16 protein-coding genes are annotated in these 13,989 nt (G+C 70.5%); 11 read left to right on the forward strand and 5 right to left on the reverse strand.

Features of this window, described 5'->3' with window-relative positions; translation table 11 throughout:
• Positions 1–30 precede the first annotated feature (30 nt).
• Positions 31–480: a thioesterase family protein gene (locus DEJ00_RS14680; RefSeq protein ID WP_111057862.1), complete on the forward strand. Its 450-nt coding sequence runs from the start codon at positions 31–33 to the stop codon at positions 478–480.
• Here the strand turns inward: DEJ00_RS14680 and DEJ00_RS14685 are convergent.
• Entirely contained in the window at positions 467–1,330 is an 864-nt protein-coding gene (locus tag DEJ00_RS14685; RefSeq protein WP_111057863.1) for an acyl-CoA thioesterase II, read from the reverse strand. The genes DEJ00_RS14680 and DEJ00_RS14685 overlap by 14 nt on opposite strands.
• 91 nt (positions 1,331–1,421) lie before the next feature.
• Between DEJ00_RS14685 and DEJ00_RS14690 the strand changes: the two genes are divergently transcribed.
• Both DEJ00_RS14690 and DEJ00_RS14695 read left to right on the forward strand, forming a co-directional pair.
• Positions 1,422–2,123 (forward strand): hypothetical protein, encoded by a 702-nt coding sequence (locus tag DEJ00_RS14690; RefSeq protein ID WP_111057864.1) that lies wholly within the window; start codon positions 1,422–1,424, stop codon positions 2,121–2,123.
• A 52-nt stretch (positions 2,124–2,175) separates the two neighbouring features.
• Positions 2,176–3,018, forward strand: a complete 843-nt coding sequence (locus tag DEJ00_RS14695; protein ID WP_111057865.1) for an NAD-dependent epimerase/dehydratase family protein — start codon at positions 2,176–2,178, stop codon at positions 3,016–3,018.
• Positions 3,019–3,160: 142 nt separating this feature from the next.
• Here the strand turns inward: DEJ00_RS14695 and DEJ00_RS14700 are convergent, their stop codons facing one another.
• The 3 genes from DEJ00_RS14700 to pepN form a co-directional block, all read right to left on the reverse strand.
• Complete coding sequence (locus DEJ00_RS14700) at positions 3,161–3,685, reverse strand: globin (RefSeq protein WP_309148144.1); 525 nt, start codon at positions 3,683–3,685, stop codon at positions 3,161–3,163.
• Entirely contained in the window at positions 3,682–4,746 is a 1,065-nt protein-coding gene (locus DEJ00_RS14705; protein ID WP_111057866.1) for a mechanosensitive ion channel family protein, read from the reverse strand. The genes DEJ00_RS14700 and DEJ00_RS14705 overlap by 4 nt, the downstream gene beginning before the upstream one ends.
• 75 nt (positions 4,747–4,821) lie before the next feature.
• Positions 4,822–7,401: an aminopeptidase N gene (gene pepN / locus DEJ00_RS14710; protein WP_111057867.1), complete on the reverse strand. Its 2,580-nt coding sequence runs from the start codon at positions 7,399–7,401 to the stop codon at positions 4,822–4,824.
• A gap of 120 nt (positions 7,402–7,521) precedes the next feature.
• Between pepN and DEJ00_RS14715 the strand changes: the two genes are divergently transcribed.
• From DEJ00_RS14715 to DEJ00_RS14735, 5 genes are all read left to right on the forward strand, one after another.
• Complete coding sequence (locus tag DEJ00_RS14715) at positions 7,522–8,175, forward strand: DsbA family protein (RefSeq protein WP_258373699.1); 654 nt, start codon at positions 7,522–7,524, stop codon at positions 8,173–8,175.
• A gap of 137 nt (positions 8,176–8,312) precedes the next feature.
• Positions 8,313–8,579 carry a hypothetical protein gene (locus DEJ00_RS14720; protein WP_146247985.1) on the forward strand — a complete coding sequence of 89 codons (267 nt, stop codon included), beginning with the start codon at positions 8,313–8,315 and terminating at the stop codon, positions 8,577–8,579.
• 146 nt (positions 8,580–8,725) lie between these two features.
• On the forward strand, positions 8,726–9,793 hold the full coding sequence (locus tag DEJ00_RS14725; protein ID WP_146247986.1) for a hypothetical protein: 1,068 nt from the start codon (positions 8,726–8,728) through the stop codon (positions 9,791–9,793).
• Entirely contained in the window at positions 9,790–10,248 is a 459-nt protein-coding gene (locus tag DEJ00_RS14730) for a hypothetical protein (protein WP_111057871.1), read from the forward strand. The genes DEJ00_RS14725 and DEJ00_RS14730 overlap by 4 nt, the downstream gene beginning before the upstream one ends.
• The gene (locus tag DEJ00_RS14735) at positions 10,241–11,290 is read left to right on the forward strand and encodes a hypothetical protein (protein WP_146247987.1); all 1,050 of its coding nucleotides are present in this window, start codon (positions 10,241–10,243) and stop codon (positions 11,288–11,290) included. The genes DEJ00_RS14730 and DEJ00_RS14735 overlap by 8 nt, the downstream gene beginning before the upstream one ends.
• Positions 11,291–11,300: 10 nt before the next feature.
• On the opposite strand, the gene DEJ00_RS14740 is transcribed toward DEJ00_RS14735, so the two are convergent.
• Entirely contained in the window at positions 11,301–11,819 is a 519-nt protein-coding gene (locus tag DEJ00_RS14740; RefSeq protein ID WP_111057873.1) for a GNAT family N-acetyltransferase, read from the reverse strand.
• Between DEJ00_RS14740 and DEJ00_RS14745 the strand changes: the two genes are divergently transcribed.
• From DEJ00_RS14745 to DEJ00_RS14755, 3 genes are read left to right on the forward strand one after another with little or no spacing between them, the layout of a single operon-like run.
• Positions 11,818–12,459, forward strand: a complete 642-nt coding sequence (locus DEJ00_RS14745; protein WP_111057874.1) for an XRE family transcriptional regulator — start codon at positions 11,818–11,820, stop codon at positions 12,457–12,459. The genes DEJ00_RS14740 and DEJ00_RS14745 overlap by 2 nt on opposite strands.
• A gap of 46 nt (positions 12,460–12,505) precedes the next feature.
• Complete coding sequence (locus DEJ00_RS14750) at positions 12,506–12,994, forward strand: ribose-5-phosphate isomerase (RefSeq protein WP_027464669.1); 489 nt, start codon at positions 12,506–12,508, stop codon at positions 12,992–12,994.
• 36 nt (positions 12,995–13,030) lie between these two features.
• A complete protein-coding gene (locus DEJ00_RS14755) occupies positions 13,031–13,960 on the forward strand; it encodes an Fpg/Nei family DNA glycosylase (RefSeq protein ID WP_071246661.1) in 930 nt (309 codons plus the stop codon).
• Positions 13,961–13,989 lie beyond the last annotated feature (29 nt).

Here is a 13,989-nt window from a genome sequence, read left to right on the forward strand (position 1 = left end):
CTCGTGGCGAGACTGCACGCTCCCATCCGCATGCGGTGGAGCGACATCGACGCCTACGGTCACGTCAACAACTCCGCGATGCTGCGCCTGCTCGAAGAGGCGCGCATCGTGGGGTTCTGGGGTGCGGACCCGGGTGAGGACCCGGACGGCAACCTGCCCGAGCCGATCATCGACGGTCGGCCCGGTTCGGGCACCATGACGGTGATCGCCGGCCAGCGCCTCGAGTACCTGGAGTCGATCCCGTACCTCCGTCAGCCGCTCGACATCCAGATGTGGATCGGGCGGCTCGGGGGTGCGAGCATCGACGTCTCGTACGAGGTCTGGTCGCCGGCGGGGCAGCACCCCGTCCTGTACACCCGGGCGACGACGGCGCTCGTGATGGTCGACGCGGCGACGAACCGTCCGCGTCGGCTGACCGACACCGAGCGTGCCGCGTGCGAGCACTACCTCGAGGAACCGGTCCAGTTCAGCCGGCCGTAGGCACCCGCATCATGCCCTCCTGGGCGACGGTGGCCAGCAGCTTGCCGTCACGGGAGAACATCCGGCCGAACGCGAGTCCCCGTCCGCCCTGTGCGCTCGGGGACTCCTGCGTGTACAGGATCCACTCGTCGGCGCGACCGTCGCGGTGCCACCACATGGCGTGGTCGAGGCTCGCGCTCTTGACCCCCGGGGTGCCCCAGGCGACGCCGTGCCGCCGCATGATCGGCTCGAGGATCGACAGGTCGCTCGCGTACCCGAGCACCGCACGGTGGAGCGCCGGGTCCTCCGGCAGGTCGCCTTGCACCCGGAACCAGACCGCCTGGTGCGGCACGTGCTCGCCCTGCACGTCGACGAACACCGGTCCCTCGACGTGTCGCAGGTCGAGGGACCGCGCGGCCCAGGCACGTGCGACCGGGTGGTCGATCGCGGACAGGATCGACGCGGCCGACGGCAGGGACTCCGGGTCCGGGGTGTCCACCGGGTACGGGTCCTGGTGCTCGATGCCGGTGTCCGGCACCTGGAACGACGCGATCATCGAGAAGATCGGGACACCCCGCTGGTAGGCCTGCACGCGACGGGCCGCGAACGACCGGCCGTCGTGGATGCGCTCGACGCCGAAGGTGATCGGCACGTCGATGTCGCCGGGCCGGAGGAAGTAGCCGTGCATCGAGTGGACGTCGCGTCCCTCGATCGTGCGCTGCGCGGCGACGATGCACTGCGCCAGGACCTGGCCGCCGAACACCCGTCCGCCCGGGGACCAGTGGCTGGCACCGGTCAGGATCGTCTCGCCCGTGCTCGCGCCGGTGTCCTCGAGTCGCAGGGTCCGCAGGAAGTCGGGTTCGCCGTTCACGCTGTGCAGTCTACGAACGGCTGCCCGCCGCCGTCGCAGGTCGTCGCGCCCAGGCTGCGCGGCGCCGATGGCCGGTAGGATCGGGGACGACATGGGCAACTCGTTCACGCTTCCCGACGCCGCCTCACTCGGTGACCTCCGCACGTACCTCGGACGTGCCGCTCGGATCGAGGACGGCTCGGTCCGGCTCATCGCCGACTCCGGCGTCCTGGCCGTCTACACGGCGATCCTCTACCCGCTCGGGCTGCTCGACGAACTGCCGACGGTGCTCGGGCTCCGCACGTTCTCGCTCACCGAGCCCGCGTCGATCGACACCGTGGTCCCGCTGCAGTCGCTCCTCGAGCGCCTCCGCCTGCTGGCCGAGGCGCAGGACGCCGAACACGCCGAGGGTGCCGACCCGACGCGGGCCACCCCGATCGAGGTCGAGCTGCCGCACGAGGTGCACACCGTGACGTGGGCGGCCATCTCCCCGCCCCGCGGTGGCTGGGTGCCGCTGCCGGACGTCTCCCCGGAACTCCTCCGCCGGGCCACCCGCGACGGCATCGCCGAGGTCGCCGACGCGGTGCCGTCCAACTCGGGCGAGGCCATCGTCCGGCGGATCCGTGCCGAGGTCTGGGGCCGACCGGTCCCGGGCGTCGAACACCTGCCCGCCGGCGCGGGCTTCGCGGGCGAGAGCCTCGGGTTCCTCGGGCACGACCCGGTCCGCCTGTTCGAGACGGGTCCGTGGAGCCGACTCACGACCTCGCGCGGCCACGTGCTCGTGAAGCGCCGCGCCTGGACCCTGAGCTCCTAGCGACGACGCCGACGTCGGCGACGCCACCCAGCCGCCGTGGTTGGCTGGCCGCATGCACGTCTTCCTCACCGGCGCGTCCGGCTACATCGGCTCCTCCGTCCTCCGCTCCCTCGTGGCCCACGGCGACGAGGTCACCGCGCTCGTCCGGTCCGACGAGAAGGCCCAGCACGTCCGTGACGCCGGTGGTCGGGCACTGGTCGGCGACGTCACCGACACCGACGTCGTCGAACGGCTGCTGCACGAGAGCGACGGTGTGGTCCACACGGCATCGGCGCCCGGCGTCGACCCGGACTTCATCGGCACCGCGATCGGTGCCCTGGCCGGCACACCGAAGCCGTTCGTGCACACCGGTGGGATCTTCACCTTCGGCGACTCGACGGACATCTCCGAGCAGTCGCCGATCGACCCGCCGGCGTTGACCGCCTGGCGCGGACCGAACGAGGCCCTGCTGCGGGCGAGCGACGTGCGGAGCACCATCGTCGCCCCCGGCATCGTGTTCGGGCGCGGCGCCGGCATCCCGGCGATGTTCGTCAGCGACGGCGAGCAGCCGGTGCGGCTGGTGGGCGACGGCTCCCAGCGGTGGACGACGGTGCACGTCGACGACCTCGGCGAGCTCTACGTCCTCGCGCTGCACCGCGGCGAGCCCGACGGGTACATCGTCGCCGCGACCGGGGACAACCCGACCGTCCGTCAGGTCGCCGAGGCCGGGGCCCACGGTGCACCGGTCGTCGCCGAGAGCGCCGACGCGAGCCGGGATCGGCTCGGGCGGGACTACGCCGACGCCCTGCTGCTGCACCAGGAGGCGTCCGGCGCGCACGCCCGCTCGGCCTTCGGCTGGCGTCCGTCGCGGCCGTCCCTGGTCGAGGACCTCACCTCCGGCTCGTACGTGCGCTGAGACGCGTTTTCCGAAGACGACGGCGTCCCGCCGGGCACGAGAACGCGGGGACCGGCGGACGGGAGGCCCGTGGCGGCGCCGCCACGGGCCTCCCGTCCGCCACGGGCAGTGTCCACCGCGCCGGCGTCGCGCCGGGCGCGCGTCAGTCGAAGGTGTTCGTCATCGCGTGGGCGGCGCGGTCGAGGTAGCCCCAGAGCTCGGCTTCGTCGAGGGGCGCGAACTCGAGCGACTCGACCGCCTCGTGCATGTGGCGGAGCCAGCGTTCCCGGGCCTCGGAGGTGATCCGGAACGGGTGGTGCCGCATCCGCAGGCGGGGGTGCCCGCGCTGTTCGCTGTAGGTGCCCGGGCCGCCCCAGTACTGCTGCAGGAAGGCGGAGAGGCGCCAGATCGCACCCTCGAGGTCGTCGGCCGGGTACATCGGCCAGATGACCTCGTCCTGCTGCACGCCCTCGTAGAAGCGCCGGACGAGCCGGTCGAAGGTGGGGGCGCCGCCGATCCGCTCGTACAGCGACCCCGTGGCCGAGGCGCCGTGCTCGCCGACGCGCAGGGTGATGGGCTGCGCCGGGACCCCGACGGAGCCGTTCGCGCCGGGGGAGCCGGGCATGCCGAGCGAGCCGCGCGCTCCGGGCCCGCCCGTGCCGCCGCTCGGGGGTGTGGGGTCGGTCATCGGGGGTCCTTCCCGCTGTCGGGGTCGTCCGTGCGGATCGGCTGCCCGAGGATGTTGCGCTTGGTCCGCCGGGGCTTGGTGGGTGCCGGCGTCGGCTGGGTCCGGACGGTGCGCAGGCCGTTGATCGAGGTGGCGTTCTCCCAGCCCTCGGGCATGATCATCGCCATCGCGGGCAGGGTGATGCCGAGTTCGTCGACGGCGTGCTTCAGGCGGGTGCGGAGCTCCCGGCCGACGACGTCGAGCTCGGACGCGCGGGTCTTCACGACCAGGCGGAAGACCATGCCGGCGTCGGTGATCGACTGCAGCCCCCAGATCTCGGGCTTCTCGACGATCCGCTGCCGCCAGCGGGACTCCTGCGACATCGTGACGGCGGCCTTGAGCAGGGCGTCCTGCACGGCGTCGATGTCGGTGTCGTAGGGCACGGTGATGTCGACGAGCACGCGCGACCAGCCCTGCGACAGGTTGCCGACGCGCAGGATCTGGCCGTTCGGCACGAACCACAGGATCCCGTTCACGTCGCGGATCTGCATGACGCGCAGCCCGACGTTCTCGACGACGCCCGTGGCCTGACCGGTGTCGACGACGTCACCGACGCCGGCCTGGTCCTCGAGGATCATGAAGATGCCGGACAGCAGGTCCTTGACGATCGACTGGGCGCCGACGGCGAGACCCGCTGCGACGAGCGATGCCCCGCCGACGATGCCGACTGCGGCGCCCTTCCACACAGCAGTGGCGATGATGACGAGTGCGATCGCGACCACGACCACGGTCGCGAGGTTCTCGAGGACGCTGCCGAGCGTCCGGGTGCGCTGGACGACCCGAGCCGTCTGCACGGGCGACGCGATGAGGGCCTGGGTGTCCGCGGCTCCCTGGCGCTTCTTGACGCCGTTCACGATCCGATCGACGACCTGCTTGATCATCCGGCGCAGGATCAGCCGGAGGATGATCGCGGCGATGATCGTGATGACGATCGTGATCGGCGCCTGCCAGGTGTCGACGAAGTCCGTGAACGCGTTCGAGACCAGTTTGGACGTGTCTTCGGTCGTTGCAGCCAAGTTCATATCCGGTCGATGCTAAGCGGCGGGGCCTCGGCGTCCCTGGAGGAACACCAAGACCCCGCCGGATCAGAGCAGGGGTCAGGCGTCGGCGGCCTGGACCCGGAGCGCGCGCTCGGTGCCCGCGAGGCTCTCGGACACGATGCGGCGCAGCGCCGGCGTCTCCGGGTGCTCCTCGAGCCACGCGGCGGCGGCGTCACGGAGCTCGGCCGACGCGAGCGGCGCCGGGTAGAGGCCCGAGACGATGGTGTCCGCCATGTGGTAGCTGCGCTCGGCCCAGATGCGCGTGAGCACCTCGAAGTACTTCGGTACGAGGCCCTCGAGCAGCACCGGGCTGTTCACGTGCTGGAACCCGACCGTGGTCTGGCGCACGATGGCGTTCGGCAGCTCGGACGAGTCGACCAGCGACGAGAACGCCGCCAGCTTGCCCTCGGCCGTGGGGATCGTCGCCCGGGCGCGGGCCGCGGCCTGCTCGCCCGACGCGGTCTTGTCCGCGGCGAGCTCGGCGTCGATCTCGGCGTTGTCCGCAGCACCCGCGAGCACGAGGCCCTCGAGCAGCTCCCAGCGCAGGTCCGTGTCGATCTCGAGGCCCTGGAGCGTGACCGATCCGTCGCGGAGACCCTGCAGGGTCGCGACGTGCTCGGGCGTGGACGGGATCTGCGCGAAGAACTTCACGAACTGGAACTGCGCGTCCGAGCCGGCCTCGGCCGAGGACGCGAGCTGCCAGAGCGTGTCGCCGACGGTGCGGACCGTGGCCTCGACCGAGCCCGGTGCCACGTAGTTGCGTGCGGTGAGCAGCAGCTGCGAGAGCGTCGTGCGGATGGTCGTCGACTCGGTCTCGGTCGCGATGTTGCCCAGCACGAGGCGGACGTAGTCGCTGGCCGGGGACTCGGCGTCGCGCGTGGCGTCCCACACGGAACCCCAGACGATCGAGCGGGCGAGCGGGTTCGCGATCGATGCGAGGTGCTCGATCGCGGTGCGCCGGGAGTGCTCGTCGAGACGGATCTTGGCGTAGGCCAGGTCGTCGTCGTTCAGCAGCACGAGGTCGCCGCGCTGGACGCCGACGAGCTCGGGCACCTCGGTGCGGGCCCCGTCGACGTCGATCTCGACGCGGTGGACCCGCTCGAGCTTGCCGCCGGCGGAGGCCGTGTCGGCACCGAACGGCGCGGACTCGTCGTTCCGGAAGGCGTACACGCCGATCGCCAGACGGTGCGGGCGCAGCGTCGGGTAGTCGGCGGGGGCTTCCTGCAGGACGGTGAACGACGTGATGACACCGGACTCGTCGGTCTCGATCTCGGGACGCAGGGTGTTGACGCCCGCGGTCTCGAGCCAGAGCTTCGACCACTCGGTCAGCTCACGGCCGCTCGTCGCCTCGAGCTCGACGAGCAGGTCGCGGAGCTCGGTGTTCGAGTGGTGGTGCTTCTTGAAGTAGGCGGAGACACCCGCGAAGAACGCGTCGATGCCGACCCAGGCGACGAGCTGCTTGAGGACCGAGCCGCCCTTCGCGTAGGTGATGCCGTCGAAGTTGACCTGGACGTCTTCGAGGTCGTTGATCGTCGCGACGATCGGGTGCGTCGAGGGGAGCTGGTCCTGGCGGTAGGCCCAGGACTTCTCCATCGCCTGGAACGTGGTCCAGGCCTCGGTCCACTCGGTGGCCTCGGCCGTGGCGATCGTGGAGGCCCACTCGGCGAAGGACTCGTTGAGCCACAGGTCGTTCCACCACTTCATGGTGACCAGGTCGCCGAACCACATGTGAGCGAGCTCGTGCAGGATCGTGACGACCCGGCGCTCCTTGATGGCGTCGGTGACCTTCGACCGGAACACGTAGGTCTCGGTGAAGGTGACCGCGCCGGCGTTCTCCATCGCACCGGCGTTGAACTCCGGCACGAACAGCTGGTCGTACTTGTCGAAGGGGTAGGCGACGTCGAACTTCTCCTCGAAGTACGCGAAGCCCTTCTTCGTGATGTCGAACACGTACTCGGGGTCGAGGTACGAGGCGAGCGACTTGCGCGCGAACACGCCGAGCGGGATCGTCCGGCCGTCGCGGCTGGTCAGCTCGTCGCGCACGACCTCGTACGGGCCGGCGACGAGCGCGGTGATGTAGCTCGAGATGCGCGCGGTGGGCGGGAAGGCCCAGGTCGCGACGTCGCCGTCGACGTGCGGCTCCGGAGTCGGGGAGTTCGAGACGACCTGCCACCGTGACGGCGCCGTCACGGTGAAGGAGAACTCGGCCTTCAGGTCGGGCTGCTCGAACACCGCGAACATGCGGCGGGAGTCGGGGACCTCGAACTGGGAGTACAGGTACACCTCGTCGTCCACCGGGTCGACGAAGCGGTGCAGGCCTTCACCGGTGTTCGTGTACAGCGCGTCGCTGACGACCACGAGCTCGTTCTGCTCCTGCAGGTCGTCGAGCCGGATGCGCACGCCGTCGTTCACCGCGGTGACGTCGAGCGCCGTGCCGTTCAGCGTGATCAAGTGCACGGTCTTCGTGATGGCGTCGATGAAGGTCGATGCGCCGGCGGTGGCGGTGAAGCGCACCCGCGTGGTGCTGCCGAAGCTGTCGGCGCCGCGGGTCAGGTCGAGCTCGACGTCGTACGTCTGCACGGCGACGACGGCCGCGCGCTCCTGGGCTTCGATTCGGGTGAGGTTCTCTCCGGGCACGCAACGCTCCATCTTCGCTGGGGACGCGGACGATCGGTGTCCGCGTACGGGGCCCCGGACGGCGTCGTGCGCCGGCGGGACGATGGGTTCCAGCCTAGCGACGCCGCGTACGCTCGGATCGTGACCGAGACGACTGTGGACAACCCGACCGACCCCACCACCGAGCGCACCGCCGTGGAGTTCTGGTTCGACCCGAACTGCCCGTGGGCCTGGATGACGAGCCGCTGGGTGGGCGAGGTCGCCGAGCACCGAGACCTCGACGTGACCTGGAACGTGATGAGCCTGTTCGTCCTCAACGAGGACCAGGACGTCCCGGACTCCTACAAGGAGCGCCTGCACGCCGGTCAGGTCTACCCGCGCATCGTCACGGCGGCGAGGCTCCGGCTCGGACAGGACGTCGTGAAGCCGCTCTACGACGCCCTCGGTGAGCACATCCACCACCGCCAGGAGTCCGACCCGGAGCAGGTCGTCCCCGCCGTGCTCGCCGAACTCGGCCTCGACGCCGACCTGCTCGAGTACGCCTGGACCGACGAGGTCGACGCCGCCGTGCGCGCCAGCCACCAGGACGGCATCGACCGCGTCGGACAGGACGTCGGCACGCCGGTCATCGCCGTCGAGGGCACCGCGTTCTTCGGACCGGTCATCTCCCCGGCTCCCAAGGGGCAGGAGGCGCTCGACCTGTGGGACGGCGTCGTCGCCGTCGCGAAGGTCCCCGCCTTCTTCGAGCTCAAGCGCTCGCGCACGGTCGGCCCGATCTTCGAGACCACGGACTGACGGACTGGAGGCGCGGCGCGGGCTGGCACCGCGCCTCCAGTCCCTGCTACGGTCGCTTCCGGCCGGTGAAGTATCAGGGGATGGGGATCCACATGGGGGAGTCGTACCGCGTCGACCGCGCGGCGTCCGCGAGGACCGTGGCGAACGTGCGCACGGTGGCATCCGGCGTGAGCCGACGTGCGGACGAGGTCACGCGAGCGCTCAACGCGCTCGCCGAAGCGGCGAGCGGATCGCCGGAGATCGCAGCGGCGCTGCGGTCGTTCGCGTCGGGGCGCATCGAGACAGCGTCGAGGATCGGCACGCACCTCCAGGCGGTCAGCGCGGTTGGGACAATCGCGCTCGCTGCCGTCGACGAAGCGGACGGTCAGATGGCGAGCACCGCCGATCACGCGGCAGAGCGATGAGCGGCATGGTCTCGGTCGCGTCGCTCGACGAGATCCGTCTCGACATGAGCGCCGTGGTGGACGCAGCCGCGACGCTCCGTGCCGCATCCGACGACGTGCGGACCACGGCATCGGACGGCGAGCACTCCTGGTCCACCATGCCGGCGGTGTTCGAGATGGCCGGCGTCAGCGCCGCGATGCCCGCCATGACCCACCGGTCGACCGCCGTCGCGACAGAGCTCGCCGAGAGCGCCGAGCGCCTGCACGAAGTCGTCGATCGGGCGTCCTTCGACTTCGCCGAGCTCCAGACGCGACGGGCCGCACTGGTCGAGCGGATCGCGTCGTTCGCCGGCGGGCTCCACGCCGCGGTCGAACGTCACGACGCCGCGTTGCCCGAGCCGCCGGACTCGAGCACGTCGTTGGACAAGATCCCCGGCCTCGCTGCCGAGGACGCGACGCTCCGGGCAGCGGTCTCGGACTGGAACGAACAGTGGCGAGACTGGCAACGGCGACTCGCTTCGCAGATCCGGGCCATCACCGGCGGTGACTCGACCGCCGGCCTCGCCGGGGATGAGACCGACGTGCGCACCGCGAGCCTCGTGGCGCCGATGCCGCTTCCGGGCTTCCCCTCCGCACCCTTCCAGTTCCCGTGGCCGTGGCTCGGCGCTGCTGGTGGGACCGCTGCCGGTACCGGCAGCGCCGTCGGCGGACTGTCGGCGCTCGGGCTGCTGGGCATCCTGTTCGGCCTCAGCGGGGACACGAAGCAGCAGACCCCGGCCGATGCCATGCGGCAGCGTATGGCGCAGGCGGACCAGGACGCGTGGGCCTGGACGCACGATCCGCTCACGGGCAAGCCCCGCGAGGTCGCGGGTGGCGCCGGGATCATGACGGATGTGGTCGGGCCGATGACCGGAGCGCAGGCGGAAAAGGAGATCCGGACCCGCGGGCGGCTCGGTGACAGCCCTCCTCATCGAGAGGTCGACACACCTGAAGAGGTCGTGCAGGCCTGGCGGGATCTCAGCCGTGGGGGAAAGGTCGCTGCGGATTCCACTCCTGAACGCATCGCAGTGGTGCTTCCGGACGGAACTCGCGTCCAGTACCGACGAGACAGCAAATCCGGTGGTCCGGTCGTCGAAGTGCAGAGCAACGGTGCGAAGCCGGTCAAGCTACACATGCCCAAGGGAGCCGACGCCCACGATCTGCCCGATGACGCAAAACCAGAGGGATTCGAATGAACGAACTGACCTACTACGTCCTTGCGACGACCTACAACGGAACGGGCGAGAACCTCTGGGGCTGGGCATCGACGTTCGAGATCGAACGACATCGTCCCCGCGAGGAGACGCGCGAATGGGTACTCGACAACCTTCGACGTCTCCTCGCCGAGGGACTCGTGTCCGTCGGCACGTACGAGCCGGACGGGCCCGGACGTGCCGGCTGGGACGAGTGGCAGGGCACGCCTGACGAGATCGTCGAACGAGTAGCTGCTGTCTACACGCTCGAGCCGGGCGACGTCGAGGTCCCGTTCTGGGATTGCTACATCATGGACACGCCGAAGGGAGATGCCCTGTTCGAAGCCGAGCGTGCCCGACGGATCGCCGCCGGTCTCGACCCCTTCGCACGGGATGACGGCATCTGGGATGAGGACGGCAACGTCATCGAAGAACACGGAGACGAGATCGTTGTCTGACGCCGGCCTCGAGTACGTCCCCTTCCCCGCAGAGGAAGTCCGCTCCATGCCGGACGGCTCCGTCGCCGCGATGCGTGAACCCCTCCCCGGGCACGAGGCCTACATCGACGTCATCCCGCCCGCTGACGCCGAGGACCCCCGGGTGCAGCGGCGCAGTGTCCGGCACGACGATGGCCTGACACCGAGCGCCGAGCCGGCACCCCGGACGCCCGAGGAACAGCTGCTCCTCGAGCTGACGGAGTTCAACCGGAACGGTTGTGCGACCGACCTCCGCGCGCTGCACCGCATGGTGCGGACCGATCACGAACCCGACGCCACCCGAGCCCGGGCGATGGCGCTGCGGTCCGTCGAGATCGGCCTCCGTCGGGGGCTCCTGACGAGCGGGATGTTCGTCCGCGTCGCTTCGGAGCTCGCGTTCGTCGAACCCGAGCGGAGCGCCGCTGACCGGATTGCGACCGTCCGGGAACGCTACGTCAGCGCACCCCAGGCCGGCGAGTCCGACGGTGACCTCGCGAACTCGGTCTGGCTGATGAACACGACGGACGGCGAGCGGTACGCGCGGACCCACAGCGCCGACCAGGCCAGGGACGACCGGGCGAGCGATGCTGGGCCGGCGACGACCCCGAGCGTGCCCGCGGTCGTCGTGCGGTCCTCGAGCGACGAGTGGGGCGACAAGAACCACGAGCTGCTCGCGGACAACGTCTTCGAGGAACTCCGCAACGGCTGGCTCTCGTGGGACAAGGGCATCGGCGACGATGCACTCAAGAACCTCGCGTGGGGGATCGCCGCTGAGATCGTGTACGCCTTCGACGTGAAGTGGTCGCCGGACTGGGTCGCCAAGGGCCATCCACACCGTTGGCACGACGAGGCCGGCTGGCACACACGGTGCAACGACTGCCTCGACGAGAGTCCGGCCGAAGCCGACGAAGCGGTCGCGTACTCCTGGTTCGCTGACCACCGTCCGGTCGCGCACGGTGACACCGCGCCGCCGTTCCGACCGTCGCCACCGCCCCTGGACGTCCCGATGCCGGGCACGGACTGACCGGCGGCGGTCAGACGAGCGGCAGCCGCATCATCGTCAGGTCGAGCCAGCGGTCGAACTTGCGTCCGACCTCGGGGACGACCGCGACCGTGGTGAACCCCAGGCGTTCGTGCAGGGCGATCGACCCGGTGTTGGTGCTGCAGATCCCGGCCATCATGACGTGCCGGCCCTCGGCGGTCGCGCGCGCGACCAACTCGGCCATCAGGGTCGTCGCGATGCCCCGGCCGCGGAACGTCTCGACCACGTAGACGCTGTGCTCGACGGTCAGCCGGTACCCCTGGTGCGGCCGCCACTGGGAGTACGTGGCGTACCCGGCCACGGTGCCGTCGACCTCGGCGACGACCACCGGGTACCCGCCTCCCTGCCGCTCGGCGAGCCACCCGTCGAAGTACGCACGCGGGTGCGGGGTGTCCTGCCAGATGGCGGTGGAGTGCAGGACGGCGTCGACGTGCAGGGCGTGCACGACGTCGAGGTCGGTCGGGGTGCAGTCGCGGATCACGACCCCGTTCGTCGCATATGCTGTCGTCATGTCTCACATCGTAGACGACGAGCATCTCGATCCCGCAACCGGCGCCGACGACACCTCGGTCGCCGAGCAGCGGGCGCTCGGTGAACGCCTCCAGCGGCTCCGCACCGAGCGGAAGTGGAGCCTCACCGAGCTCGCCGAGGAGTCCGGCGTCTCCCGCGCGATGATCAACCGCGTCGAGCGCGGGGTCTCCAGCCCCACCGCGACGATCCTCGGTCGTCTGTCCGGTGCCTTCGGCCTGACGATCTCGCAGCTCCTCGACGATGCCCTGGAGCACGAGGTGCCCAGGGTGACGGACCCCGACGAGGCGCGCGGGGTCCAGCGCGGCGCGACCGCCGATTCCTGGACCGATCCCGACACCGGGTACCGCCGCCGTCCGGTCTCGAGCGCGGCGTTCCCCGCCGACGTCACCGAGGTGCGCCTCCCGGCCGGCCGCGAGGTGGCCTACCCGGCGTCCGCCTACGCGTTCCTGCGGCACTGCATCTGGGTCGTCGACGGCGTGCTCGAGGCCGTCGTCGGCGGCGAGCCGACGCGCCTGGCCGCGGGGGACCGGATCGAGCTCGGCGACCCCGCCGACGTCGTCTACCGCAACCCGGGCGAGGACCCCACCCGGTACCTCGTCGTGGTGGTCCGCGCGCCGTAGTCCGTGGTGGTCCGGGCCCCGGAGCCGCAGGAATATGATCGGTTCCATGCGCATCCACCTCGGAACGGACCACGCCGGCCTCGAGTTCAACAAGACCCTCGCAACCCACCTGACCGAAGCCGGGCACGAGGTGGTGGACCACGGTCCGACCGAGTACGACGCGCTCGACGACTACCCCTCGTTCTGCATCAACGCCGCGCACGCCGTGGTGCAGGACCAGCGCGCCGGCGTCCAGGCGCTCGGTGTCGTCTTCGGTGGTTCCGGCAACGGTGAGCAGATCGCCGCCAACAAGGTCGAGGGCATCCGTGCCGCGCTCGTGTGGAACGAGTCGACCGCGCTGCTCGCCCGTCAGCACAACGACGCCAACGTCATCTCCATCGGCGCACGCCAGCACACCGAGGACGAGGCGATCCGGTTCGTCGACCTGTTCATCGCCGAGCCGTTCTCCGGCGAGGAGCGCCACGCCCGCCGCATCGCCCAGCTCGCCGAGTACGAGACCACCGGGCTGATCGCCGGCCGCCAGATCGACGCGTAGTCCGGCCCGTCAGGGGTACCGGGTAGAACGGTAGTCATGCCCGAGGGTCACTCCGTCCACCGCATCGCCAACCAGTTCACCCGGCACTTCGTCGGCAAGCGCTGCGAGGTGTCGAGCCCCCAGGGGCGCTTCGCCGCCGGGGCCGCACAGCTCGACGGCAAGCGCATGATCGCCGCGCGTGCGGTGGCGAAGCAGATGTTCCTGGAGTTCGAGGGCGACCTGTTCCTCCGCGTCCACCTCGGGCTGTACGGGGCGTGGGACTTCGCGGGCGTGATCTCCACCGCCGAGGCGCTGTCCGACGACGACGACCGCGAAGAGTCGCTCAGCTCGATCGGCGCACCGCGGCTCGCCCGCTACCGGATGGCCGAGCAGGAGAAGGCGGAGGACCCGATCGAGTCCTTCCCGCCGGACCCGGTGGGCCAGGTCCGGGTGCGGATCCTCACCGAGGACACCGTCGCCGACCTGCGCGGCCCGACGGCGTGCGTGGTGGAGACCCCGGCCGAGGTGCAGCGCGCGCTCGACAAGCTCGGCCCCGACCCGATGAACGACGACGGGCCCGAGGCCGAGAAGACCTTCGTCGACAACGTCCGCCGTCGGAACGTCGCGATCGGGCAGCTGCTCATGGACCAGTCCGTCGTGGCCGGCATCGGCAACATCTACCGCGCGGAGCTGCTGTTCCGGCAGCGCATCGACCCGTACAAGCCGGGCAAGAAGATCACGGTCAAGCAGGCCAAGGCGCTCTGGGCCGACTGGTCGAAGCTGTTGCACGACGGCGTCCGCGACGGCCTGATGATGACGATGGACGACCTGTCCGAGGCCGACCACAAGAAGGCCCTGCGCTCCCGCAAGGACCGCCACTGGGTGTACCACCGTCAGGGCGAGCCGTGCCGGGTGTGCGGCACCGAGATCCGGATGGCCGACATGGCCGGCCGGAAGCTCTACTGGTGCCCGAAGGACCAGAAGTAGCCCACGGGGCACAGACGCAGCCGCCCGCC

Source organism: Curtobacterium sp. MCLR17_039 (assembly GCF_003234745.1).
Classification (GTDB): domain Bacteria; phylum Actinomycetota; class Actinomycetes; order Actinomycetales; family Microbacteriaceae; genus Curtobacterium; species Curtobacterium flaccumfaciens.

Excerpts from the sequence above, each read along its gene's own strand:
- DEJ00_RS14680 (WP_111057862.1), top strand. The coding sequence starts at position 31 with ATGCGGTGGAGCGACATCGACGCCTACGGTCACGTCAACAACTCCGCG.
- DEJ00_RS14690 (WP_111057864.1), top strand. The coding sequence starts at position 1,422 with ATGGGCAACTCGTTCACGCTTCCCGACGCCGCCTCACTCGGTGACCTC.
- DEJ00_RS14695 (WP_111057865.1), top strand. The coding sequence starts at position 2,176 with ATGCACGTCTTCCTCACCGGCGCGTCCGGCTACATCGGCTCCTCCGTC.
- DEJ00_RS14700 (WP_309148144.1), bottom strand. The coding sequence starts at position 3,685 with ATGACCGACCCCACACCCCCGAGCGGCGGCACGGGCGGGCCCGGAGCG.
- DEJ00_RS14705 (WP_111057866.1), bottom strand. The coding sequence starts at position 4,746 with ATGAACTTGGCTGCAACGACCGAAGACACGTCCAAACTGGTCTCGAAC.
- DEJ00_RS14730 (WP_111057871.1), top strand. The coding sequence starts at position 9,790 with ATGAACGAACTGACCTACTACGTCCTTGCGACGACCTACAACGGAACG.
- DEJ00_RS14745 (WP_111057874.1), top strand. The coding sequence starts at position 11,818 with ATGTCTCACATCGTAGACGACGAGCATCTCGATCCCGCAACCGGCGCC.
- DEJ00_RS14740 (WP_111057873.1), bottom strand. The coding sequence starts at position 11,819 with ATGACGACAGCATATGCGACGAACGGGGTCGTGATCCGCGACTGCACC.
- DEJ00_RS14750 (WP_027464669.1), top strand. The coding sequence starts at position 12,506 with ATGCGCATCCACCTCGGAACGGACCACGCCGGCCTCGAGTTCAACAAG.
- DEJ00_RS14755 (WP_071246661.1), top strand. The coding sequence starts at position 13,031 with ATGCCCGAGGGTCACTCCGTCCACCGCATCGCCAACCAGTTCACCCGG.